The sequence below is a fragment of the Brevundimonas sp. Root608 genome (assembly GCF_001427825.1).
Taxonomy (GTDB): domain Bacteria; phylum Pseudomonadota; class Alphaproteobacteria; order Caulobacterales; family Caulobacteraceae; genus Brevundimonas.
Genome location: NZ_LMGT01000008.1, coordinates 44,645 through 67,499, shown reverse-complemented (window position 1 = coordinate 67,499; position 22,855 = coordinate 44,645). Strand labels below are relative to the sequence as shown.

At 70.8% G+C, this 22,855-nt stretch carries 18 protein-coding genes and 1 riboswitch; of the genes, 11 read left to right on the top strand and 7 right to left on the bottom strand.

The window, feature by feature from the left end; all coding sequences use genetic code 11:
• Positions 1 to 18 precede the first annotated feature (18 nt).
• Positions 19 to 915, top strand: coding sequence for an aldo/keto reductase (locus tag ASD59_RS11845; RefSeq protein ID WP_235562921.1), 897 nt, complete (start codon positions 19 to 21; stop codon positions 913 to 915).
• Here the strand turns inward: ASD59_RS11845 and ASD59_RS11840 are convergent.
• Entirely contained in the window at positions 899 to 2,737 is a 1,839-nt protein-coding gene (locus tag ASD59_RS11840) for a TonB-dependent receptor plug domain-containing protein (protein ID WP_055831905.1), read from the bottom strand. The two genes, ASD59_RS11845 and ASD59_RS11840, sit on opposite strands and share 17 nt — an antisense overlap.
• Before the next feature lie 164 nt (positions 2,738 to 2,901).
• A riboswitch (cobalamin riboswitch) is annotated at positions 2,902 to 3,116 on the bottom strand.
• A gap of 35 nt (positions 3,117 to 3,151) precedes the next feature.
• On the opposite strand from ASD59_RS11840, the gene mutS reads away from it, so the two are divergent.
• The 5 genes from mutS to ASD59_RS11815 all read left to right on the top strand — a co-directional run bounded on the left by mutS (position 3,152) and on the right by ASD59_RS11815 (position 12,094).
• Positions 3,152 to 5,845: a DNA mismatch repair protein MutS gene (gene mutS / locus ASD59_RS11835; protein ID WP_055831900.1), complete on the top strand. Its 2,694-nt coding sequence runs from the start codon at positions 3,152 to 3,154 to the stop codon at positions 5,843 to 5,845.
• A complete protein-coding gene (glnD, locus tag ASD59_RS11830; RefSeq protein WP_055831897.1) occupies positions 5,842 to 8,532 on the top strand; it encodes a [protein-PII] uridylyltransferase in 2,691 nt (896 codons plus the stop codon). Before mutS ends, glnD begins: the two co-directional genes overlap by 4 nt.
• A gap of 90 nt (positions 8,533 to 8,622) precedes the next feature.
• A complete protein-coding gene (gene murJ, locus ASD59_RS11825; protein WP_055832000.1) occupies positions 8,623 to 10,251 on the top strand; it encodes a murein biosynthesis integral membrane protein MurJ in 1,629 nt (542 codons plus the stop codon).
• A 41-nt stretch (positions 10,252 to 10,292) separates the two neighbouring features.
• Complete coding sequence (gene trpS / locus ASD59_RS11820) at positions 10,293 to 11,339, top strand: tryptophan--tRNA ligase (protein WP_055831997.1); 1,047 nt, start codon at positions 10,293 to 10,295, stop codon at positions 11,337 to 11,339.
• A gap of 68 nt (positions 11,340 to 11,407) precedes the next feature.
• Entirely contained in the window at positions 11,408 to 12,094 is a 687-nt protein-coding gene (locus ASD59_RS11815) for a GNAT family N-acetyltransferase (protein ID WP_055831895.1), read from the top strand.
• Positions 12,095 to 12,145: 51 nt separating this feature from the next.
• On the opposite strand, the gene ASD59_RS11810 is transcribed toward ASD59_RS11815, so the two are convergent.
• Positions 12,146 to 13,492, bottom strand: coding sequence for an RsmB/NOP family class I SAM-dependent RNA methyltransferase (locus ASD59_RS11810; RefSeq protein WP_055831894.1), 1,347 nt, complete (start codon positions 13,490 to 13,492; stop codon positions 12,146 to 12,148).
• Positions 13,493 to 13,539: 47 nt separating this feature from the next.
• A complete protein-coding gene (locus ASD59_RS11805) occupies positions 13,540 to 15,528 on the bottom strand; it encodes a potassium transporter Kup (RefSeq protein WP_055831893.1) in 1,989 nt (662 codons plus the stop codon).
• Positions 15,529 to 15,701: 173 nt separating this feature from the next.
• Between ASD59_RS11805 and ASD59_RS11800 the strand changes: the two genes are divergently transcribed.
• Together ASD59_RS11800 and ASD59_RS11795 are read left to right on the top strand one after the other, a co-directional pair.
• Positions 15,702 to 16,172 carry an Rrf2 family transcriptional regulator gene (locus ASD59_RS11800; RefSeq protein WP_055831891.1) on the top strand — a complete coding sequence of 157 codons (471 nt, stop codon included), beginning with the start codon at positions 15,702 to 15,704 and terminating at the stop codon, positions 16,170 to 16,172.
• Between the two features lie 31 nt (positions 16,173 to 16,203).
• Complete coding sequence (locus ASD59_RS11795; RefSeq protein WP_082560176.1) at positions 16,204 to 16,986, top strand: SDR family NAD(P)-dependent oxidoreductase; 783 nt, start codon at positions 16,204 to 16,206, stop codon at positions 16,984 to 16,986.
• Positions 16,987 to 17,110: 124 nt separating this feature from the next.
• Here ASD59_RS11795 and ASD59_RS11790 read toward each other — a convergent pair whose 3' ends face one another.
• Positions 17,111 to 17,809: a MarC family protein gene (locus ASD59_RS11790; protein WP_055831886.1), complete on the bottom strand. Its 699-nt coding sequence runs from the start codon at positions 17,807 to 17,809 to the stop codon at positions 17,111 to 17,113.
• 86 nt (positions 17,810 to 17,895) lie between these two features.
• On the opposite strand from ASD59_RS11790, the gene pyrF reads away from it, so the two are divergent.
• The gene (pyrF, locus tag ASD59_RS11785) at positions 17,896 to 18,615 is read left to right on the top strand and encodes an orotidine-5'-phosphate decarboxylase (RefSeq protein ID WP_055831884.1); all 720 of its coding nucleotides are present in this window, start codon (positions 17,896 to 17,898) and stop codon (positions 18,613 to 18,615) included.
• Here pyrF and ASD59_RS11780 read toward each other — a convergent pair.
• The 3 genes from ASD59_RS11780 to ASD59_RS11770 form a co-directional block, all read right to left on the bottom strand.
• Entirely contained in the window at positions 18,612 to 19,487 is an 876-nt protein-coding gene (locus tag ASD59_RS11780; RefSeq protein WP_156377021.1) for a hypothetical protein, read from the bottom strand. The genes pyrF and ASD59_RS11780 overlap by 4 nt on opposite strands.
• A gap of 138 nt (positions 19,488 to 19,625) precedes the next feature.
• Positions 19,626 to 20,096 (bottom strand): hypothetical protein, encoded by a 471-nt coding sequence (locus tag ASD59_RS11775; RefSeq protein WP_055831880.1) that lies wholly within the window; start codon positions 20,094 to 20,096, stop codon positions 19,626 to 19,628.
• 70 nt (positions 20,097 to 20,166) lie between these two features.
• Positions 20,167 to 20,403, bottom strand: coding sequence for a DUF1674 domain-containing protein (locus tag ASD59_RS11770; RefSeq protein ID WP_055831995.1), 237 nt, complete (start codon positions 20,401 to 20,403; stop codon positions 20,167 to 20,169).
• A gap of 86 nt (positions 20,404 to 20,489) precedes the next feature.
• Here ASD59_RS11770 and htpX point away from each other — a divergent pair, with 86 nt between their 5' ends.
• Complete coding sequence (htpX, locus tag ASD59_RS11765) at positions 20,490 to 21,446, top strand: zinc metalloprotease HtpX (protein ID WP_055831878.1); 957 nt, start codon at positions 20,490 to 20,492, stop codon at positions 21,444 to 21,446.
• Between the two features lie 97 nt (positions 21,447 to 21,543).
• Complete coding sequence (locus ASD59_RS11760) at positions 21,544 to 22,776, top strand: argininosuccinate synthase (protein WP_055831876.1); 1,233 nt, start codon at positions 21,544 to 21,546, stop codon at positions 22,774 to 22,776.
• The last annotated feature ends 79 nt before the right edge of the window (positions 22,777 to 22,855 follow it).

The window sequence follows — 22,855 nt, the reverse complement described above, 5'->3', positions numbered from 1 at the left end:
GGCCGTCACAGTCCGGATGTGATTCCGAACCGCGCCCCGATTCCGGTCGATAAACTCGCTCTGGCCGTCGTGCACGCGCCGGACCGCGCCATACCCGCGCCCGCCGGGGCGCGCGAGGAATCGCTGCGCATCCTGCTTCAGACCGCCGCCGACTCCGGCGTCACCCGCGTCGCCACCCGCCCCGACGGCGATGGGGAGCGCTGGCTCGGCCAGTCCTGGCCCTTCCCCTCGCCCTTCCAGGTCTCGGTCCGCACCGTGCCGGTCAGCGACGGCGTCGACCGGGTCGAGGCCCGCGCCCGCCGTTCGCTGGAACGACTCGGCCTGCCGCGCGGCGACGCCCTGCTGATCTCCAGCGCCTCGGACCTCGCCGGAACCGAAGGCCGCGCCCTGTGGGACAAGCTTCTGGCCCTCAAGGACCGCGGCCTGTACCGCCGCATCGGCTTCTGCGCCTCGGTCGAGGATGGCCCGGGCCTGCTGGCCCGCCGCTTCCAGCCCGACATCGTCCAGCTGAAATGCAACCTGCTGGACCAGCGCGCCCAGCACGCAGGCGTCCTGTCCGAGCTGGCCTCGCTGGACGTGACCGTCCACGCCTCCTCGATCTTCGCGGACGGCCTGCTGTTCATGAACAGCGAGGCCCTGCCGGTCGAGATGCACCGCCACGCCCCGACCCTGTCGCGTATCCGTCGCCGTCTGGCCGAGGCCCGCGTCGACCCGATGCAGGCGACCCTGGCCTATGCCCTCGGCCTGCCCGAAGTCTCCGCCGTGGTGGCCAGCGTCGCCTCGGCCGCCGAACTGCGCGCCGTGGTCGCCGCCGCCCACGCCCCGACGCCCGCCCTCGACTGGGCCGCCATGCAGCTGGAGCCGGCGACGGCGGGCGCCGCCACCGGCCTTCGCCGGGTCAGTAGCGCAGCCTGAGCCCGACAGAACCGGACCGTCCCGGCTCGCCGTAGCCGAACACCTGCTGGTAGCGCTCATCCGCCAGATTCTCGATCCGCGCGGTCAGCGTGACCCGGTCGGTCAGCACCCAGGACCCGTTCAGATTGGCTGTGATGAAGGCCTCGCGGACCCCGCCGGCGTCGTCCTGATCGCCTTCCGACCGAACGGTGAGCGCGCCGGTCAGCCGCCGCCCGGTCCAGCCCAGGGTCGCCGACCCCGACTGTTCCGGCACGCGCAGCAGCCGCGCCCCGGTCGTCTCATCCCGGGCGTCGGTCCAGGCGTATGCGAGCGTCAGGTCGAACCCGCCCGGCAACTGGCCGCGCCCTTCGAACTCCACGCCGTCCGTCGCCGTCTCGGCGATGTTGACGTAATAGCTGTCGAAGGTGGCTGGATCGAAGACATAGGTGATCTGGTCCTCGACCTTCAGCCGGTAGGCGGTCAGCCGGCCCTCGATGCGGCCGTCGGCCGAGCCCCAGCCGATCGCCCCCTCATAGCCCTCGGCCGTCTCGGGCCTCAGCACCGGGAAGGGCTGTGCCGAGAAGCAGAAGTCGCACACCGCCTGGCTGATCGACGGCGCCTTGAACCCGGTGCCCCAGGCCGCCGACAGGATGAAGCCGGCTCCGGCCTCGAAGGCGCCGGACACGCGGCCCGTCGTCTTCGAGCCGAAGGCGTCCGTATCATCGAACCGCAGGGCCCCGGTCAGGCTCAGCCGGTCGGTCGGATCGATCCGGGCCGTGGCGAAGGCCGAACTCGTCCCCAGTTCCTCGGTCAGGCCGCTGGACAGGCTGCCCTCGGTGTCCTCGCGCTCGGCGCCGATGGCGAAGTCGACGCCCGCCGCCGAGCCGTCCCCCTGCCAGCGAAACACCTGCCGGTCGGCCTCGAACACCGAAGGGAAGGCGGACACGGTTTCGCGCGAAATGTCCGACGCCGAGACGCTGATCTGATGCGCCAGTCCCAGCGCGTTGAGGCGCAACCGCCCGAACCCCGACCATTGCTCGCTGGCCTGCGTATCCAGCGTGTCGGCCAGGGCGTAGGCCGGGGCTGGATAGCCGTCGAGATCCGCGTCGCTGTCGGTCCAGCGGACCGATCCGTCCAAGGCGACGCCGGGCGTGAAGGCGTAGCGGCCCCGCGCGCCCATCGTGGTCGAGGTGAAGCCGTCCGGCTCGGGATTGCCGTCCGCCGCGTCTGCGGCGGAGATGCCGTCGGTGTCGAAATGCAAGACCCAGGCCCCGAAGCCGTAGCGTTCGGTCGATACACCCGCCGCCAGCCGGCCGCGCACGGTCTCGTACGACCCGGCCTCCAGATCCAGCCCGAAACCCTCGAGCTCGCGCGTCGTGAAGGCGATGACCCCGCCGATGGCGTCCGATCCCCACAACGAGGACTGCGGGCCCGACAGCACCTCGATGCGATCGATGTCCGACAGCTCCAGTCCCGAGAAGTCGAAGGCGCCGTTGACCTCGGCCGGATCGTTGACCGGCACGCCGTCGACCAGCACCAGCGTCTTGCCCGGCGTCGCGCCCCGTATCCGCACCTGGGCGACTCCTCCGAAAGCCCCCGACCGCACTACCGAAAGGCCGGGAATGTCCTGCAGGATATCCGCGGCGAACGCGGCCCCGCGCTGCTCGATCGCCGCCCGGTCGATCACGCGTGCGCCCGGCGTGTCGGCGACGATGGCCGGCAGGCGGGTGGCGGTGACCACCACCTCGGGCAGGGGCGCGTCAGTTTCGTCCGCCGACTGGGCGTGGGCGGACAAGGGAAACAGCACGGCGGCTGCGGTGGCGTAGAGAAAGGATCGCGTCATGCGCGGATCTCCGTCGGCCCCGCGCGGGCGCTGCGCGGCGGCGTGTGAAAGCGACCGACCCGGTCCCGAAAAGGGGCGCGGCGCTGGGGTCGGGTCGCTTCGACGGAACGGCTTCCGCATCGCGGAAGGGTTGGCCCCACGCCTCTGTCTGGTCCCGGACAGCGGACGAGCGACGTCGGCGGCCAGGTTTCCTGGCTTGCGGGTCAAAAACGGAGGATCGCGCCTTCCCGGTTGCCCAGTGACGCCGAAGCCGAAGCCCCGGAGTGATCGTCCGTCTCGCCGCCTACAGTTGCGGGCACAGCCGCGGTGTCTCACCGCGTTCCCTTAACCGCCTGCCGGGCTTGTCGCAGTGCGGCACAGCTTGCGCAAGACGCTTGAGGCGGGCGGCGCAATCCTTCACCTTGCGGCGCTCTCATGAACGCCCCCCTCGTCCACCCTCCGAAAGCCGACGCGGTCCCGTCCAGCGAGGGGACGACGCCTGTCATGGCGCAGTTTCTGGCGGCCAAGGCCAGCCAGCCCGACGCCATCGTGTTTTTCCGCATGGGCGATTTCTACGAGCTGTTCTTCAGGGACGCCGAGATCGCCTCCGCCGCCCTCGGCATCACCCTGACCAAGCGCGGCAAGCACCAGGGTCAGGACATCCCCATGGCCGGGGTGCCGGTCCACGCCCTCGACGGCTATCTCGCCCGCCTGATCCGGCAGGGGTTCAAGGCCGCCATCTGCGAACAGCTGGAGGCCCCGTCCGAGGCCCGCAAGCGCGGCTCCAAGGCCGTGGTCCATCGCGACATCGTCCGCGTCGTCACCCCCGGCACCCTGACCGAGGACAGTCTGCTGGACGCGCGCGGGGCCAATCGTCTGGCCGCCGTCTCGGTCCGCAAGGGCCGCGCCGCCGTCGCCGTGGTCGAGCTGTCGGCCGGGTCGGTCGACGCCGTCGCCTGTTCGCTGGAAGACCTCGGCGCGACCCTCGCGTCCTTCCGCCCGTCCGAAGTGCTGGTCCCCGACCGCCTGTTCTCGGACGAGGCGACCAGGGCCGCGCTCGACGGCTCCGGCGGCGTGGTCCAGGCCCTGCCTCAGGCTCTCGCCGAGCCGGTTGGCGCCCGGGTCCGGGTCGAGCGGCTGTACGGCGTCGCCTCGCTGGACGGCTTCGGCGCCTTCGAGGAGGCCGAGGTCTCGGCCCTGGGCCTGATCGCCGCCTATCTGGAAACGACCCAGGCCGGCAAGATTCCCGCCCTGTCCCCGCCGCGCCGCTCGGGCGACAGCGGCTTCCTCGCCATCGATCCGGCGACCCGGCTCAGCCTCGAGATCGACCGCACCCAGCGCGGCGAGCGCGAAGGGTCGCTGCTGGCCTGCATCGACCGGACCGTCACCTCGGGCGGAGCGCGCGCGCTGGCCGAACGCATCGCCCGCCCGCTGCGCGACACCACGGCCATCAACCACGGCCTCGACGCCGTCGAATGGCTGCTGGAGCGCCGCGATCTGCGCCGCGACCTGCGCGAGGGGCTGCGCGCCTCGTCGGACGTCGCCCGCGCCACATCGCGGCTCGTGCTGGGCCGCGGCGGACCGCGCGACCTCGTCGCCATCCGCACCGGCCTGTCGATCGCCGAGGGACTAGCCGGCCTGTTCCCGCCCGCCCGCGACCCGCTGACCGGCCCGCCCGCCCGCATCGTCGCGGCGCTGGACCGGCTGACCCTGTCGCCCGATCTCGGCCGCCTTCTGGTCGATCTGGCCGAGGGTCTGGTCGCCGAGCCGCCGCATCTGGCCCGCGACGGCGGCTTCGTCTCGGCCGGCTACCGTCCCGAGCTGGAAGAGGCCCGCCGCCTGCGCGACGACAGCCGCCGCGTCGTCGCCGACCTCGAGGCCCGCGCCGTGGCCGAGGCGGGCGTGCCGTTCAAGATCCGCCACAACGCCGTGCTGGGCTATTTCCTCGAGACCAGCGCCAGGGCCGCCGAACCGCTGCTGCGCCCGACCGGCGAGAGCCCCTTCATCCACCGCCAGACCCTGGCCAATCAGGTCCGCTTCACCACCGTCGAACTGTCCGAGCTCGATGCGAAGATCAGCCAGGCCGGCCATCGCGCCCTCGCCATCGAGGGCGAGACCTTCGAGGTCTGGCGCGCAACGGTTCAGTCGCTCGCTCAACCGCTTCAGGCCGTGGCCGAGGCTCTGGCGGAGCTGGACGCCCATTCCGCCCTCGCCGAATGGGCCGAAGAGGTCGGCGCCGTCCGCCCGGCCGTCGATGACACGACATGTTTCGAAGTCACCGCCGGCCGCCATCCCGTGGTCGAGGCGGCGGTGAAGGCGCAGGGCGATCCGTACACGCCCAACAACTGCCGGCTCGACGGCTCCGGCGCGGCCTGCGCCCGCCTGTCGATCGTGACCGGCCCGAACATGGCGGGCAAGTCGACCTTCCTGCGCCAGAATGCCCTGCTGGTCGTCCTCGCCCAGGCCGGCGCCTTCGTGCCCGCCCGCGCCATGCGTCTCGGCGTGGTCGACCGGCTGTTCAGCCGCGTCGGCGCCGGCGACGACCTCGCCCGCGGCCGCTCCACCTTCATGACCGAGATGGTCGAGACCGCCGCCATCCTGACCCAGGCCACCGAACGCAGCTTCGTGGTGCTGGACGAGATCGGCCGGGGGACCGCCACCTATGACGGCCTCGCCATCGCCTGGGCCGTCGCCGAGGCCCTGCACGACCGCAACCGGGCCCGCACCCTGTTCGCCACCCACTATCACGAGCTGGCGGGACTCGAGACGCGGCTGGCCCACGTCTGCAACCTGTCCATGGTGGCCAAGGAGTGGAACGGCGATCTCGTCTTCCTGCACGAGGCCGCCCCCGGCGCCGCCGACCGCAGCTACGGCGTCCAGGTCGCCAGACTGGCCGGCGTCCCCGCCGCCGTCGTCAGCCGCGCCCGCGAGGTGCTGGAACGTCTGGAGGGCGAGAAGGGCGCCGCGATCAGCCTCGACGACCTGCCCCTGTTCGCCATGGCGGAGGCCCCGCCGCCCCCGCGTTCGTCCGCCGTCGAGGACGCGCTTCAGGCCATCGAACCCGACGAACTGTCCCCGCGCGAGGCGCTCGAGGCCCTGTACCGGCTGAAGGGTCTGGGCCGCCGGTGACCCCCGCCCTCGACGACCGGCTGGTTGACGCCGCGTCCGCCCCCGATGTGCGCAAGGCGGTCGCCGAAATCCTGCGCGAAAGCTACGCCGCCGCCCAATCCCGCGCCGCCCGCCGCCTCGACGCCGGGGGCGAGGGCGTCGAGGTGGCCCGGCTCTATTCCCTCGCCGCCGACGAGCTGCTGATCGCCCTTTGGCGCTTCACCACCGAGACCCTCTATCCCGCCCACAATCCGACCGAGGCCGAGCGGCTCAGCCTGATCGCGGTGGGCGGCTACGGCCGGGGCGTGCTGGCGCCCTTCTCGGACCTGGACCTGCTGTTCCTGCGTCCGTGGAAACCCATCCCGCGGACCGAACAGGTGATCGAATTCATGCTCTACGTCCTGTGGGACCTGGGCGTGAAGGTCGGCCAGTCGGCGCGGTCGATCGACGAATGCCTGGCGCTGGCGAAGTCCGACATGGTGATCCGCACCACCCTGCTGGAGGCGCGGCCCCTGGCCGGCGACGACCGTCTGGCCCAGGACTTCATCGCCCGCTTCCGGACCTTCGTGACGCGGGCCGATCCCCGCCCCTTCATCGCCGCCAAACTGGTGGAGCGCGACCTGCGCCACCAGAAATCCGGCGCCGTCCGCTATCGCGTCGAGCCCAACGTCAAGGACGGCAAGGGCGGCCTGCGCGACCTCAACACCCTGTTCTGGATCGCCCGCTCCCTGGCCCCCGAAAGCCCGCTGGGCGCCCGGGTGCTGGACGACCTGCTGACCGCCCGCGAACGCCGGACCTTCGAGGAAGCCTTCGACTTTCTCTGGCGCACCCGGGCGCATCTGCACCTGACGGCCGGGCGGGCAGAGGAAAAGCTGACGTTCGACCTCCAGCCCGAGGTGGCCCGCCGCATGGGCTGGCGCGGACGCGGCGACGAGCCGGCGGTCGAGCGTTTCATGCGCCGGTATTTCCTCGTCGCTCGCGACGTCGGCGCCCTGACCCGCGCCATGTCGGCCAAGCTGGAGGCGCGCCAGCAGAAGCCGACCATGAGCCTGTCGCGCCTGATCCCGGGCCGCAAACGCAAGCTCGGCGTCGAGGGCTTCACCGAGGACGCCGGCCGCCTGTCGGTCACAGGCCCCGAGGTCTTCGCCGCCGCGCCTGAAAAGTTGCTGATGCTGTTCCGCACGGCGGACGAACACGATCTGGACCTGCACCCCGACGCCTTCTCGGCCGTCAGCCGGTCGCTGTCGCTGGTGACCCCGTCGCTGCGCCGCGACCCCGAGGCCACCCGCGCCTTCCTCGACATCCTGGCCCACGGCCAGCGCCCCTACCGCGTCCTGACGCTGATGAACGAGACCGGCCTGCTGGGCCGGTTCCTGCCCGAATGGGGGCGGATCGTCGGTCAGACCCAGTTCAACATGTACCACGCCTATACGGTCGACGAGCACACGCTGCAGGCCATCGGCATCATCAACGACATCTGGCGCGGCAAGCTCAAGGCGGACCATCCGTCCTCGACCGAGATCGTCCACCGCATCGACGATTTCGAGGCCCTGATGCTGGCCATGTTGCTGCACGACGTCGGCAAGGGCGGCGACCGCGGCCAGCTGGAAGACGGGGCCATCGCCGCGCGCCGCGCCTGCGACCGGCTGGGCCTCGACCCGCGCCGCACCGAGTTCGTGGTCTGGCTCGTGCGCAACCACCTGGCCCTCAGCGACTACGCCCAGAAGCGCGACGTCTCGGACCCGGCGACGGTCCGCGCCTTCACCCGGCTGGTCGGCGACCCCGAGCGGCTGCGGACCCTGCTGATCCTGACCGTGGCCGACATCCGCGCCGTCGGGCCCGGCGTCTGGAACGCCTGGAAGGGCAATCTCATCCGCGACCTCTATCTGCGCACCGAGGGCGTGTTCCGGGGCGAGGACGTCACCCACGCCGATCCGCTGGACGACTATCCCGCACTGGTCGCCCGCGCCCGCGCCGACGGCGCCGCCGCCGAGGCCTTGACGGTCGAGGAGAGCGGGGAGGATGAGCGCGCCGCCACCCGCGTCGCCGTCGCCGCCCGCGACCGACCGGGCCTGTTCGTCGATCTCGCCGACGCCCTCGCCGCCGCCGGGGCAGACGTCGTCGGCGCGCGTGTCGCCACTGCCCCCGACGGCACGGCTCTGGACGTGTTCGAGCTTCAGGACGGGGGCGGCGCTCCCTACGGCCAGGCCGAGCCGCGCCGACTGACCCGGCTGATCGAGGGGCTTGAGACGGCGGCGCGCGGCGGCGTTCCCACGGCGCCGCCGCCGGTCGCCCCGCCCAATCCGCGCCGCGCCGCCTTCGACGTGCGGCCCACGGCCATGGTCGATCTGGACGAAAGCCCCACCGCCGCCGTGGTCGAGGTGTCGGGCGCCGACCGCCCCGGCCTGCTGGCCGACCTGGCCCGGGCCTTCGCCATCCACCGCCTTTCGATCCGTTCGGCCCATATCGCCGGCTTCGGCGAGCGCGCGGTCGACAGCTTCTATGTCACCGACGCGGCGGGCAGAAAGCCGAAGCCGGGGCCAAAGCTGGACGCGCTGCGCGCCGATCTGGAAACCGTCCTGGACTTCACCGAGCGGGGCGGCCACCGCGTCTCGGCCCCCGTTCGGGCCAGCCTGCGCGACGTCTCCGAAGTCGGTCGCCGCCGCTCGGCTCAAGAGCCCGTATCGCGCGCGCCGGAACCACGCTAAGGCGCTGACATGGCCAAAAAGATCGACCCTGAAGCCCAACCGATCGAGGCCGCGCCGCCTGTGCCTTCAGCCACGGCCATAACCGATCCGATGGTTCAGCCGCCGGCCTCGGCCACCACCTCGCGCAAGGGCGGCGGCATGATGCGGTCGTCGGCGATCTTCAGCGGCCTGACCCTCGTCAGCCGCTTCGCCGGCTTCGCCCGCGACATCGTCATCTCGGCGGCCCTGGGCGCCTCGGTCGGACCGGCGGCGGACGCCTACAACACCGCCCTGAACTTCCCCAACCTGTTCCGCCGCATCTTCGCCGAAGGCGCCTTCGCCGCCGCCTTCGTGCCGGCCTACGCCAAGACCCTGGAGACCGAGGGCGAGGCGGTGGCGGACAAGATCGCCACGGACGCCCTGGCGGCGGTGGCCTTCGCCACCCTGGCGCTGACCATTGTCGCCCAGCTGGCCATGCCGTGGCTGATGGCCGTGATCAACGTCGGCTTCCTCGACGATCCGGCGCGCTTCAAGCTGGCGGTGGTCCTGACCCAGATCACCATGCCCTACCTGCCCTGCATGGCGGTGGCGGCCCTGCTCAGCGGCGTGCTGAACGCGCGCGGACGGTTCATCGTCTCGGGCGCCTATCCGGTCCTGCTCAACCTCATCATGCTGGTCGCGGTGATCCCGGCCCAGGGCGGCCAGATCGGCGCGGCCTATGCCGCCTCCTGGGCCGTGCTCGTCGCCGGAATTTCGCAGGCCGGCCTGTGCTGGTGGGCTGCGCGCCGGGCGGGCGCCGACATCCGTCTGGCCCTGCCGCGGCTGACGCCGGCGGTGAAAGCCATCATCATCACCGCGATTCCGGCCGCCATCGGCAACTCCGCGACCCAGATCAACGTCTTCATCTCGGGCAACCTGTCCAGCTTCGTCGCCGGCGGACGGACCTGGCTGGCCACGGCCGACCGGCTGTACCAGCTGCCGCTGGGCCTGGTCGGCGTCGCCATCGGCATCGCCCTTCTGCCGCGCCTGTCCCGCGCCGTGGCGTCGCAGGATCACGGCCAGCAACAGGCCTCGATGGACGAGGCCCTGATCCTGTCCATGGCCCTGACGCTGCCGGCCGCAGCGGCGCTGATGGCCATGCCCTATTTCCTGATCGACGCCCTGTTCACCCGGGGCGCCTTCCTGCAGGTGGACGCCGTCAATACGGCCCGCGCCCTGTTCCAGTTCGGCTGGGGCGTGCCCGCCTTCGTCCTGATCCGCATCCTCGCGCCCGCCTTCTTCGCCCGGCGCGACACCCGGACGCCGATGAATTTCGCCCTCATCTCCGTGGCGGTGAACGCAGCCCTGGCCATCGGGCTGTTCAACCTCGGCTGGGGCATAGCCGGCATCGCCGCGGCGGTGTCCGCCGCCGCCTGGACCAATGTGATCCTGCTGGCCGCGACCCTCTGGCGCCGCGGGCTCTACCGGCCCGGCCCCCAGGCTCTGGCGCGCCTGGCCCGCATCGGCCTGTCGGCCGCCGGTCTGGCGCTGGTCGTCGGCCTCGCCGCCGCCGGCCGGTCGCGGATCGAGGCGCCGGTGGCCGATATCCTCGGCGCCATCGGCATCGGCGTCGGCGCCAAGGAGGCCGCCCTGCTGCTGGTCACCGCCGCCGGGGGTCTGGCCTACATCGGTCTGGCCTTCGCCACCCGGGCGATCACGCCGGCGGAAGTGAAGGGCCTGCTGCGGCGGACAGGCAAGTAACGGCTTGCTCCTTGGGCGACGGTCGGGCATTGCGCCTCGACATGACCGACGCCTCCCCCGCCGCCGCTCCCGCCTACACCGGCCCGCGCCGTGTCCTGTCGGGCATCCAGGCCTCCGGCGCCCTGCATCTGGGCAACTATCTGGGGGCCCTGAAGCGGTTCACCCAGCTGCAGGACAGCGGCGCGCCCTGTTTCCTGTTCGTCGCCGACCTGCACGCCATCACCGTCTGGCAGGACCCGGCCCTGCTGACCGCCCAGACGCGCGAGATCGCCGCCGCCTATCTGGCGTCCGGCCTCGATCCGTCCCGGTCGATCATCTGGCCCCAATCGGCGGTGCGCGCCCATTCCGAGCTGGCCTGGATCCTCAACTGCGTCGCCCGCCTCGGCTGGCTCGATCGCATGACCCAGTTCAAGGAGAAGTCGGGCAAGCACAAGGAACGCTCGTCCGTCGGCCTCTATACCTATCCGGTGCTCCAGGCGGCCGACATCCTGCTCTACAAGGCCACCGAGGTGCCGACCGGCGAGGACCAGAAACAGCACCTCGAGCTGACCCGCGACATCGCCCAGAAGTTCAACACCGACTTCAGCGCCCCGGGCTTCTTCCCCCTGCCCGAGCCCCTGACCCAGGGGCCGGCGCCGCGGGTCATGAGCCTGCGCGACGGCATGGCCAAGATGTCCAAGTCCGATCCTTCGGACCAGTCGCGCATCAATCTGACCGACGACGCCGATGCGATCACGGCCAAGATCCGCAAGGCCCGCACCGATCCGGATCCGCTGCCGGAGACCCTCGAAGGCCTCGAGGGCCGCGCCGAGGCGAAGAACCTCGTCACCATCTACGCCGCCCTGGCCGACATGAGCCGCGAGGCCGTGCTGGCCGAATACGCCGGCCAGGGCTTCGGCGCCTTCAAGCCGAGGCTGGCCGACCTCGCCGTCGCCTCCATGGCCCCGGTGACCGCCGAGATGCGCCGGCTGATGGCCGATACGGCCGAGATCGACCGGGTGCTCAGGGACGGCGCCGAACGCGCCGCCGCCATCGCCGATCCGGTGGTCGACGAGGTCAAGAGGATCGTCGGCTTCTGGCGCGCCTGACGGCGGCTTTCGGACCCCGCCTTTCCGGTCCCTCTGGCGGACCGTCGCGCTTGCGCTAGACAAGGCCGATGAGCCCTGCCCATCCGTTGGATCGCCCGGTCTGGAGCACCCTGACCAGCCGCCAGGCCGATCTGGCGCTCGGCGATGCGCGGGCGCTGCGGTTCGATCCGGCCTGGGCCCTGTTCGGCGCGGCCGCCGACGCCTCGCCGGAGAGCCAGGCGGCGCTGGCGGCTCTCAATACGTCGCCCAACGGGATGGGGCTGGTGGAGGCGGGCGACATGCCCCCGCCCTCGGGCTGCCGCGTCCGATCGGCCGCGCTGTGCGTGCAGATGACGGCCTCGGCCTTGACGGCGGGCGGGCGGGACATCGCCTTCGAGCCTCTGGGCGAGGCCGACGCCGGCGAGATGCTGGCGCTGGCGACCCTGACTGTCCCGGGTCCCTTCTTCGAGAAGACCCACCAGCTCGGCGAATTCATCGGCGTGAAACGGGACGGTCGGCTGATCGCCATGGCCGGGGAACGGATGCGGCCGACGGGCTTCACCGAGGTGTCGGGCGTCTGCACCCATCCCGACCACCGCGGCCATGGCTACGCCAGCGCCCTGATGCGGGTGGTGACGCAGCGCATCCTCGAACGCGGCGAACAGGCCTTCCTGCACGCCTATGCCGCCAATACCGCGACCATCACCCTGTATGAGACGCTCGGGTTCACCGTGCGGACGCCAGTCACCTACACGGTGCTGCACGGGCCGGAATGACGCTCCGGGAGTCGCGGGCCGGGAGAGGCGGGAGTCTCGATCCGCCCGATCTCAGCCGACCCGGTCCAGACGGGCGATGAAGAAGCCGTCCAGCCCGCCCTTTTCCGCCCACATCGACGGCAGGATGCGCAGCCAGCCCTCGGAAGTGAGTGCTTCGTCGGGCGCGCCGACCTCGGCGGGGACGGCGGGCGCCGTCCTGAACGCCGGGTTCCGGCGCAGGAAGGCGATGATCTGGGTCTCGCCCTCCTCGCGCTCCAGCGAACAGACGCAATAGACCAGCCGTCCGCCCGGCTTGACCCGTTCGGCGGCGGCGTCCAGCAGCCGGTGCTGCACATCGGCCAGTTTGGCGACGTCGGCGGGCTTGGTGGCGCGCAGGACTTCGGGGTTGCGCCGGAAGGTGCCGGTGGCGGTGCAGGGCGCGTCCAGCAGGACGGCGTCGAAGGTGCGCGGGTCGTCCCAGTCCTCGGCGGGCGTGGTCACGACCTCGGAGTTCAGGCCGGTCCGCTGCAGATTTTCGGTCAGCCGCTTCAGCCGCACCGCCGACCGGTCCAGCGCCACCACGCTGGCGCCCGAGGCCGCCAGTTGCAGCGTCTTGCCCCCCGGGGCGGCGCACAGGTCGATGACGGTCTCGCCGGCCTTCGGGGCCAGCAGCCGGCCGGGCACGGCCGCCGCCGCGTCCTGGACCCACCAGACGCCGTCCTCGAAGCCCGGCCAGGCGGCGACATCGCCCCTGAGACCGGTGCGGATCGAGCCCCCGGGCAGGACCTCGCCCTCGACCGCTTCCGCGACCGCCGCCGCCTCGACGTCCGGCTTGACGCTCAGGTCCGTCGCCGGCTCCTCGCGGGCGGCCAGGGCCAGGCCGACCAGCGCCGGCTCGCCATAGGCGGCCCGCCAGCGGGCGGCCAGCCATTCGGGCAGGTTGCTCTCGGCCGTCGTCAGGCCGGGCCCTTCGCGGTCGATGCCGCGCAGGACGGCGTTGACCAGGTTCTTGTAGGGCCGCGTCTTGGGCTCGCGCTCGGCCAGCTTGACCGCCGTCGACACCGCCGCGAAGGCCGGCGTCTCGAGGATCAGCATCTGGGCCAGGGCGACGCGCAGGATGGTGCGCACCGCCAGCGGCGGGCCCTTCTGCAGCTTGCGGTCAAGGATCTGGTCGATCTCGCCCAGCCGCCGCAGCGCCGCCATGGCCACGGCGCGGGCGAAGGCCCGGTCCGGCCCCGGCAGGCTGGAAACCTCCCGGAACGACAGGGCCGCATCCAGCCCGCCCCGCCCTTCGAGGGCGGCGTTGAGCAGGACGCCGGCCGCGATCCGCGCCTCGACGCCGATGTCGGGGCTGTCGTCATGGACCTCGACCCTGGGCGGGCGCGGCGGCCGGGTTCCGGCCCTTGCCTTGTCCGCCATGCGGCGACCGCGGGCGGCGGAGCTGCGCCCCGGCTCGGGCGAGCGGCTCACACCACCACCTGTGTACCCAGCTCGACCACCCGGCCCGGCGGGATGTGGAAGAAGTCGGTCGGGTTGGCGGCGTTGCGGGTCAGGAAGATGAACAGCCGGTCCTGCCACAGCGGCATGCCCTGCGACGCCGAGGCGACCACCGAGCGCCGGCCGAGGAAGAAGCTGGTCGACATGATGTCGAACTTCAGCCCCTGCTTCCGGCACACGCCCAGGGCCTTGGGTATGTTGGGCTGTTCCATGAAGCCGTAGCTGATGGTCAGCTTCTTGAAGTCATCCGAGATCGGCTCGATCGTCACCCGCTGGCTGTCCGGCACGCGCGGCCTGTCGGTGGTGCGGACGGTCAGGATGACGTTCTTCTCGTGCAGCACCTTGTTGTGCTTGAGATTGTGCATCAGGGCGACCGGGGCGACGTCGGGGTCGCTGGTCAGGAAGATGGCCGTGCCAGGGGCCCGGTGCGGCGGGCGGGCCCGCAGCATCTCGATCAGATCGGTCAGCGGCAGGCTGTCCTTGCGGGTCTTTTCCGACAGAATCTGCGTGCCGCGCACCCAGGTCCACATCAGCAGGACCAGCGCCGCGCCCAGCACCAGCGGGAACCACGCCCCCTGCGGGATTTTCAGCATGTTGGAGGTCAGGAAGACCAGGTCGATGGCCACCAGCGGGCTGATCGCCGCCAGCGACAGGGGCAGACTCCATTTCCACAGCTTGCGGACGATGAACCAGGCCAGCAGGCTGTCGACGAACATCGATCCGGTAACCGCAATGCCGTAGGCGGCGGCCAGACTGGTTGAGGTCTGGAAGGTCACCAGCAGAGCCAGAACCCCCACCATCAGCATCATGTTGATCGAGGGCACGAAGATCTGGCCGGCCTGGCTTTCCGAGGTGTTGCGGATGTCGATGCGCGGCAGCAGACCCAGTTGCACCGCCTGCTGCGTCACCGAGAAGGCGCCGGTGATGACCGCCTGCGAGGCGATAACGGTGGCGATCGTGGCCATGATCAGGACCGGCCAGTACACGACGTCCGGGACCATCATCCAGAAGGGATTGGCCGCCGCGGCGCGGGTGTCGAGCACCAGGGCGCCCTGACCGAGATAGTTGAGGGTCAGGCAGGGCAGAACGACCCAGAGCCAGCCCAGCCTGATCGGCGCCTTTCCGAAATGGCCCATGTCGGCATAGAGAGCCTCGGCCCCGGTGACGGCGAGGAAGACGCTGCCGAGGATCACGAAGCCCAGGAAGCCGTTGTCGAACAGGAACAGCACTCCGTAGTGGGGCGACAGGGCGCGCAGGATCGAGGGGTCGTCGAAGATGTGATAGACGCCCAACGCGGCCAGGATCAGGAACCAGACGAGCGTGAGGGGGCCGAAGAACCGCGCCACGCTGGCGGTGCCGCGCGACTGGATCAGGAACAGGGCGATCAGGATGCCGGCCGCGATCGGTACGACGTAGGGACTGAGGGCGTCGCTGACGCCCGGCGCGTCGCGCAGACCTTCCACCGCCGAAACGACCGAGATGGCGGGCGTGATCACCCCGTCGCCGTAGAACAGGGCCGCGCCGCAAACCCCGAGGATGAAGATGAGCCCGGAGCGCCGTCCGATGGCGTGCTGGGCCAGAGCCATCAGAGCCAGGGTCCCGCCCTCGCCCTTGTTGTCGGCCTTCATCAGAAAGACCACGTATTTCAGGGTCACGACCAGCAGCAGCGCCCAGAACACCAGGGAGACGACGCCCAGGACGGCCAGTTCTTCCGCCCCGCCGCCCCTCGAGTGGTGCAGGGCCTCACGCATGGCGTAGAGCGGGCTGGTGCCGATGTCGCCGAACACCACGCCGATGGCGCCGATGATCAGGCCCCATTTGCCGGCCTTGACGTGACCGCCCTCGCCGGCCGCCGCGGGATGCGGATGGGCCGGAGCGACGGACTTGTCGGAGGGAGTTTGCGAATTGGAGGTGGCGGCGCCGGCGCCGTCTTCACCTTGGGGAGAGGCCCCGGCCATAGAGTTCCTCCGGGACCCCGCACAACGCGGTTCCCATCAAAAGAGCGGCGAGCCTTTAGGCTCTTTCATTCCGCGGTTCAATCGTACTGCGAGTGCGAAGGTTGCAAGGGCGCCGCCCTGAAGATGTCCGGTTTGTGAAAGAGCTTGGCAACGCCTATCTTGGAGGCTGCATCATGTCAGACAGCCAACGTTTCCCCGTCGCCGCCCACACCCTGGCCTATCTGGCCCACAAGGGCGCCTATTCGCCCGCCGACGCGGCGGCGAGCGCGATTCTGGCGGCCTCCATTCCGACCAATCCCGTCGTCGTTCGGCGCGTGACCGCCCTGCTGGCCAAGGCCGGGCTGATCGCCACCCGTCCGGGGGCCTCGGGCGGCGCCTGGTTGCTGCACCGGCCGGAGGACATCTCGCTCGAGACCGTGCTGCGCGCCGTCAACGGCTGCGCCCACCTCGGCTCGCCGCCCGCGGGGGCCAAGGGCTGTCCGGTCAGCGAACACATCCCCCGTCAGGTGGCCAGGGCCCTGACCGCCGCCGACCAGGCCGCCGGCGCGGCCCTGTCGAAGATCACCATCGCCGACCTGCTGGACCAGGACCCCGTCTCGCTGAAGGCGTTCGCTCCGCACCCATCCTGCCCGGTCGCCGCCTGAGATGAGCCTGCCCTCGCGGCCGAGGCCGGTCATGCTGGTCACGGGCGCGTCCGCCGGCATCGGCGCCGCCCTCGCCCGGGTCTATGCCGGGCACGGCTGGGACCTGGTGCTGACGGCGCGGCGCGAGACGCCGCTGAAGGCCCTCGCCGAAGAGCTTGCCCATGCGGGCGCGGCCAGCACCGTCCTGACGGAAGATCTCGCCGACCCGGAAGCGCCCCGCCGCCTGTTCGGCGCCATCGCGCAGCGGGGCCTGACGGTGGACGGTCTGGTCAACAACGCCGGTTTCAGCCGCACGGCGGGCTTTCTCAACACCGACCCGGCGGCCCACGCCGCCATGATCCGCGTCATGCTGGCCGCCCCGGTCGAACTGGCCCGGCTGTTCGCCCCCGGCATGGTCGAGCGGGACTATGGCCGCATCCTCAACGTCGCCTCCCTGGCCGGCCAGATGCCCGCCACCGGCGGCGACACCCTGTACGGGCCCATCAAGAGCTTCCTGATCAAGGCCTCGCAGGGCCTGTACCTCGAGCTGCGCGGAACGGGCGTCCACGTCACCGCCCTGTGCCCCGGCTACACCCTGACCGAGTTCCACGACGTCAACGGCACGCGCGAGGAGGTCTCGACCGCCTATCCCGCCTGGATGTGGCAGACGGCCGACCACGTCGCCCGCGTCGGCTACGCCGCCTGCGAGGCCAACCGCCCGAAGGTCACGCCGGGGGTGATGAACAATCTGCTGGCCGGGCTGGCCAAACACCTGCCGGATCGCGTCGCCCTGAACATGGTCGGCGGCCATGCGAAGCGGCTGAAGCGGATCTGACCCGGACGCAGTCTCCGCTGTATTCCATGTCGCACTTTCGGGCCGGAAACCGTCTTCGAATTCCTCCGAAAACCGTCTTCCAATTCCTCGACGGAATTCGCCGCCTTCCGCAGGTCTTTCGGCGTCAGTGACCGCCCGTCGGATAGGGCGTGGTCACGGCGCCCGAGATCATGCCGGGCAGGGCTTCGGACAGGCCCATCAGGATGAACTGGACGGCGAGGGCGCACAGGATCAGGCCCAGCACGCGGACGATGATCGACATGCCGACCTCGCCCAGCATGCGGCTGATGGGACCCGTCAGGGCGAAGCACAGGAAGGTGGCGATACAGGCCGCGATGATGGCCGCCATGCCCGCGACCTGGCCCTGATAGCCGATCTTCGACGCCTCGCCGGCCTGGATGATGATGGTCGAGATGGCCCCCGGCCCGATCATCAGGGGCATGGCGAAGGGCACCACCAGCCGCTGGAACCGCCGTCGGGCATAGCCGCGCACGTCGGCCGGATTGCTGTCCGGGTCGTTGTCAGCGAAGGATTTGAGGAAGTCCCCGCGCGTCATGTCGAGGCCCAGCAGCAGCAGCAGGATGCCGCCGGCGATGCGGAACGCCGCCAGCGAAATGCCGAAGAACTGCAGCAGGCCCAGACCGGTGAAGAAGAAGAAGGCCAGGAAGGCCGCCGCAAACAGGCAGATCAGGGCGGCGACCGACAGCCGCTGGCGCGTCGTGGCTCCCGCCGTCGCCGCGGCGAAGATCGGGATATTGCCGATCGGATCCACCAGGGCGAACAGGGCCACGAACAGGTTGACCCCCAGATCGACCGCGTCCATGTGCTGACCTCGCCCCCAATTGAATCGAACGCATAAGGGCCGACGCGATCGCGCGCGTCCACCCCCTGCGTCGGAACGGAGACGTCATGACGGCTGCGAAGACCGACCCCCGCCTGATCGTCGGCCTGGACCTGCCCTCCGTCGACGCCGCCCGCGCCATGGTCGACCGGCTGGGCGAGGCGGTGATCTCCTACAAGATCGGCCTGACCCTCCTGGCCCGTCCCGGAGGCGTCGCCTTCGCCCATGAACTCCGATCGGCGGGCAAATCCGTGTTTCAGGACTGGAAGCTGCACGACATCGGGGCCCAGGTCGAAGGCGCCGCGCGCTCCGTGGCCGAGGGCGGCTGCGACCTGCTGACCGTCCACGCCGAACCCCAGGTGATGCGCGGCGCGGTCAGGGGCCGGGACGCGTCCGGGTCGGACACGAAACTGCTGGCCGTCACCGTCCTGACCAGCCTGTCGGACGCGGACCTGACCGAGCTCGGCTACGGCTTCTCGGCGGCCGAGCTTGTCGAGCGGCGGGTGCGACAGGCGCTGGACTGCGGCGTCGACGGCGTGGTCTCCAGCCCGCTGGAGGCGGCCCGGGTGCGCGAGATCGCCGTCGCGGCGGGCCGGCCCGACTTCCTGATCGTCACCCCGGGCGTGCGGCCCGCCGGCGCCGACAGGGGCGACCAGCAGCGCGTGGCGACGCCCGCCGACGCCCTGCGCGCCGGCGCGACCCATCTGGTCGTCGCCCGGCCGGTGGTCGGCGCTGACGATCCGGCTCAGGCCGCGGCAGCCATCGTCGCCGAGATGAGCGCCGCCTAGCCGCGCTCGCCAGGTTCCTGGCTGTAATACTGCCGGGGCGGCGGCGCTTCACCGCCGATGCCATAGTACTGGTTCGGGGTCATGGGCGCTTCATAGACGGGCGCGGGCGGCGGCTCGGGCGCATAGCCATACGGGGCCGGCTCGGGCGCATGGACATAGGGCTCGCCGTCCCGACCGTCCGGGCGGCAATCGCAATCGCGCCGTCCGTCCATATAGCCCCGGTCGTACTCGCGGGCGCCATATTCGACGTCATGGCCGCCGCGGTCCTCGTACCGCTCTTCCCGGCGCCCATGGTCGGCGTCTCGCCAGACGGCCCCGCCTTCGAACGAACTGTACGCCTCCCGGGACTCGTACCGGTTTTCCTCGTACCGGCTCTCCGCATAGGAATCCCGCCGCTCGCTGTAGCCGTAGCGGCCGCCCCGGTCGGCATCCTCATAGTACCGATTGCCGCAGACGGGGGCGTAGCGCTCGTCGCGCCCGAAGCCGCCCAGCACATAGCCGAACGGAGCCGGTGCGCAGGCGCGGCCCTCATAGGCGACCTCGTTGTAATGGACCGGCCCGCCGTAATAGCCGCCGGCGTCCCCGCCGTAGCCGCCGCCGACATAGACCGTTCCGCCGCCGACCGCGCCCCGCGCGCCGCCGACGCTGTAGGCGCGGGCGTTCAGGTACGAGCGGGCCGAGGCGCTCGCGGATGCGCTGGCGCTGGCGTTCGCATTGACGTTGACGTTGATGTTGCGGTTCCCGCCGCCGCCGCAGCTGCCGCAACCGCCGCCCGGATGGCCGCCATGACCGCCCGTGGGGCCGCTCGCCATGGCGGGGCCGGCGGCGAGGATCAGGAAGGCGGCTCCGGCCGCGACGGTAAGCATACGCATGAGACAGGCTCCGGTGTTGGAGCCATCCTAAGTCTCTGGAAAGAAAAGGGTTCGGATTACACCGCAGGGGTGAAACCGGGACGGCTTCATTCCCCTGTGACCCTCCAATTTAACCTTGCCGGCGCGATGTCCGCCGGATCAGCGGTCATAGAAATAGACATCCGGACAGCCGCAATCGCGGTCATGCTGATGGCGCACCCGCCGCTCGCCGCGCCCTCTCCAGGCCGACGGCGGCCGGTCGTCGTTGTAACCCCACGCGTCCCGATAGCCGGGGCGGGGGGGCGGGTCGTAATGGCCGCCATATCGATAACCCCGGTCATAGCCGTAGGCGCCATGGCCATGGGAGCCGTAGGACCGGTAGCCGCTGCCGTAGCGGACATAGGGCCGCCCATAGCCGGGCGCGGGCACATAGACCTGCGGCCGATCGGAATAGCCGTCGCCCCAGCGTCCGGTCTCGACGTAGGAGCGGGTCTCCACCTCGGACAGCGGCGTCCCGCCAACGGGCCGGCCGTATGCATTGAGATAGATCGGCTGCCCGTAGGTCTGGGCCGAGGCGGCCCCGGCGAGCGCGAGCGTGGCGAGAGCTGCGGCGGCGAGCGGTCGTAACATCGGCGGCGTCTCCTGAACGGAACGGTTAACGCCGTTCGCCCGCCTTCGTTCGCCCGGCCTGGAAATCGGCTTAGAAATCGACCGCCAGACCCTTCTTCTCCCAGTCGCCGTAGCGGGTCGGTTCGGGCCCGCGCGGCCCGCCGTGTTCGGTCTGGGGCTCGGCTGCCGTCGCGGCGGCGCGGCGCCCGGCGGCTTCCAGCAGGGCCCGGCGCGCGGCGTCGCTCAGCGGCCGGTCGGGCGCGGCGTGGGGCACGTCCTGGTTCAGCTGCGGCGCGGCGCCGGGTTCGGGGGTGGGATGATCGGTCACAGCGGCCTCGCCTTGAGCCTGGGCGTTGAACCCCACAAGTTAGGCCTTCTCCCCGAAGGCGCCAGCGGCGTTCCGGTAAAACCGACATGAACCACCTGAAGACCTTCATTCTTCTCGCCGCCCTGACCGCCCTGTTCATGGGCGTCGGCTACATGATCGGCGGCGCGACGGGGATGCTGATCGCCCTGGTCGTCGCCGGCGGCCTGAACCTGTTCAGCTACTGGAACGCCGACAGGATCGTGCTGAAGATGTACCGGGCCCAGCCGGTCGACGAACAGCACCCCAACGCCGTGGTCCGCGCCTATGTCGCCGACGTGGCGCAGATGGCCCGGAACGCCGGCCTGCCCCGGCCCGTCATCGCCATCATCCCCAACGACCAGCCCAACGCCTTCGCCACCGGCCGCAATCCGGCCAACGCCGCCGTCTGCGCCACCACCGGCCTGCTGGACATGCTGACGCGCGACGAGATTCGCGGCGTCATGGCCCACGAACTGGCCCATGTGCGGAACCGCGACACCCTGACCATGACGGTCACCGCCACCGTCGCCGGGGCCATCGCCGCCCTGGCCAATTTCGCGATGTTCTTCGGCGGCGGCGACGACCGGGAACGGCCGGGTGGCGTCGTCGGGACCCTGGCCCTGATGATCCTCGCGCCCATGGCCGCCGGCCTGGTGCAGATGGCCATCAGCCGCTCGCGCGAATACGAGGCCGACCGCGTCGGCGCGGACATCGCCGGCGATCCGCATGCGCTGGCCGCGGCGCTGCAGAAGATCGACGCCTCGGCCCGCCGGATCGTCAATCCGACGGCGGAGCGCAATCCGGCCTCGGGCCAGCTGTTCATCATCAACCCCTTGGCAGGCCGCGGGGCCGACAACCTGTTCTCGACCCATCCGGCCACCGGCAACCGGGTGAAGGCGCTGATGGAGATGGGGACGAAGATCGGTCGGGCGCCGCGCCGTGCAGCCTTCGCAGACGCCGCGCCCGGGACGGCGACGACCAGCGTCCCCGTCACGCCCGCCGGCCGCTCGGGCCCCTGGGGCTGATCCTGCCGCATTCCCGCCCTTGCATCGCGGGGCGTCTGGTCCTTTAAGCGCGCGCAACGCCGCCGAACGCCTCCCCGCGTTCTACGAAGGATTCCGCATGACCCAGTCCGCGCCCAAGAAGGTCGTCCTCGCCTATTCCGGCGGTCTCGACACCTCGATCATCCTGAAATGGCTGCAGACCGAATACGGCGCGGAGGTGGTCACCTTCACCGCCGACCTCGGCCAGGGCGAGGAGCTGGCGCCGGCGCGCGAGAAGGCGCTGAAGCTGGGCATCAAGGAAGAGAACATCTTCATCGACGACCTGCGCGAGGAGTTCGTGCGCGACTACGTCTTCCCCATGTTCCGGGCCAACGCCCTGTACGAGGGCCAGTATCTGCTGGGCACCTCGATCGCGCGGCCGCTGATCGCCAAGCGCCAGATCGAGATCGCCCGCATGGTCGGCGCCGACGCCGTCTGTCACGGCGCCACCGGCAAGGGCAACGATCAGGTCCGCTTCGAGCTGGGCTACTATGCGCTCGAGCCCGACATCCGCGTCATCGCGCCGTGGCGCGAATGGGCCTTCAAGTCGCGCGAGCACCTGCTGGACTTCGCCGAGAAGCACCAGATCCCGATCGCCAAGGACAAGCGCGGCGAGGCCCCGTTCAGCGTCGACGCCAACCTTCTGCACAGCTCCTCCGAGGGCAAGGTGCTTGAGGATCCGTCGGTCGAGGCCCCCGAATTCGTGCACCAGCGCACCCTGTCGCCGGAGGACGCGCCCGACGTCGCCACCGTCATCACCATCGGCTTCGAGAAGGGCGATCCTGTCTCGATCAACGGCGACGCCATGTCGCCGGCGACCCTGCTGACCGCCCTGAACCAGTACGGCCACGACAACGGCATCGGCCGGCTGGACCTGGTCGAGAACCGCTTCGTCGGCATGAAGTCGCGCGGCGTCTATGAGACCCCCGGCGGGACCATCCTGCTGGCCGCCCACCGTGGGATCGAGTCCATCACCCTCGACGGCGGGGCCATGCATCTGAAGGACGAGCTGGCGGTCAAATACGCCCATCTGGTCTACAACGGCTTCTGGTTCTCGCCCGAGCGCGAGATGCTGCAGGCGGCCATCGACCATTCGCAGGCGAAGGTCTCGGGCACGGTGCGGGTCAAGCTGTACAAGGGCAACGCGACCGTCATCGGTCGCGAGAGCGCCGAGAGCCTGTACGACCAGGAGCTGGTCACCTTCGAGGACGGCGCCGTGGCCTATGACCAGAAGGACGCCGCCGGCTTCATCAAGTTGAACGCCCTGCGCCTTCGGGTGCTGGGCAAGCGGGACGCGCGCGACCGGGGCTGATCCCGGGAGATTGGCCTCGCTCCGTTCCGGAATATCCGTCATCCTGCGGACGGGAGCACGGGCTCCTTCCCCGCACCAG

What these genes read in the sequence shown, in the direction of transcription:
- ASD59_RS11840 (WP_055831905.1), bottom strand. Translation starts at nt 2,737, where the DNA reads ATGACGCGATCCTTTCTCTACGCCACCGCAGCCGCCGTGCTGTTTCCC.
- mutS (WP_055831900.1), top strand. Translation starts at nt 3,152, where the DNA reads ATGAACGCCCCCCTCGTCCACCCTCCGAAAGCCGACGCGGTCCCGTCC.
- murJ (WP_055832000.1), top strand. Translation starts at nt 8,623, where the DNA reads ATGGTTCAGCCGCCGGCCTCGGCCACCACCTCGCGCAAGGGCGGCGGC.
- trpS (WP_055831997.1), top strand. Translation starts at nt 10,293, where the DNA reads ATGACCGACGCCTCCCCCGCCGCCGCTCCCGCCTACACCGGCCCGCGC.
- ASD59_RS11815 (WP_055831895.1), top strand. Translation starts at nt 11,408, where the DNA reads ATGAGCCCTGCCCATCCGTTGGATCGCCCGGTCTGGAGCACCCTGACC.
- ASD59_RS11810 (WP_055831894.1), bottom strand. Translation starts at nt 13,492, where the DNA reads ATGGCGGACAAGGCAAGGGCCGGAACCCGGCCGCCGCGCCCGCCCAGG.
- ASD59_RS11805 (WP_055831893.1), bottom strand. Translation starts at nt 15,528, where the DNA reads ATGGCCGGGGCCTCTCCCCAAGGTGAAGACGGCGCCGGCGCCGCCACC.
- ASD59_RS11800 (WP_055831891.1), top strand. Translation starts at nt 15,702, where the DNA reads ATGTCAGACAGCCAACGTTTCCCCGTCGCCGCCCACACCCTGGCCTAT.
- ASD59_RS11795 (WP_082560176.1), top strand. Translation starts at nt 16,204, where the DNA reads ATGCTGGTCACGGGCGCGTCCGCCGGCATCGGCGCCGCCCTCGCCCGG.
- ASD59_RS11790 (WP_055831886.1), bottom strand. Translation starts at nt 17,809, where the DNA reads ATGGACGCGGTCGATCTGGGGGTCAACCTGTTCGTGGCCCTGTTCGCC.
- pyrF (WP_055831884.1), top strand. Translation starts at nt 17,896, where the DNA reads ATGACGGCTGCGAAGACCGACCCCCGCCTGATCGTCGGCCTGGACCTG.
- ASD59_RS11780 (WP_156377021.1), bottom strand. Translation starts at nt 19,487, where the DNA reads ATGCGTATGCTTACCGTCGCGGCCGGAGCCGCCTTCCTGATCCTCGCC.
- ASD59_RS11775 (WP_055831880.1), bottom strand. Translation starts at nt 20,096, where the DNA reads ATGTTACGACCGCTCGCCGCCGCAGCTCTCGCCACGCTCGCGCTCGCC.
- htpX (WP_055831878.1), top strand. Translation starts at nt 20,490, where the DNA reads ATGAACCACCTGAAGACCTTCATTCTTCTCGCCGCCCTGACCGCCCTG.
- ASD59_RS11760 (WP_055831876.1), top strand. Translation starts at nt 21,544, where the DNA reads ATGACCCAGTCCGCGCCCAAGAAGGTCGTCCTCGCCTATTCCGGCGGT.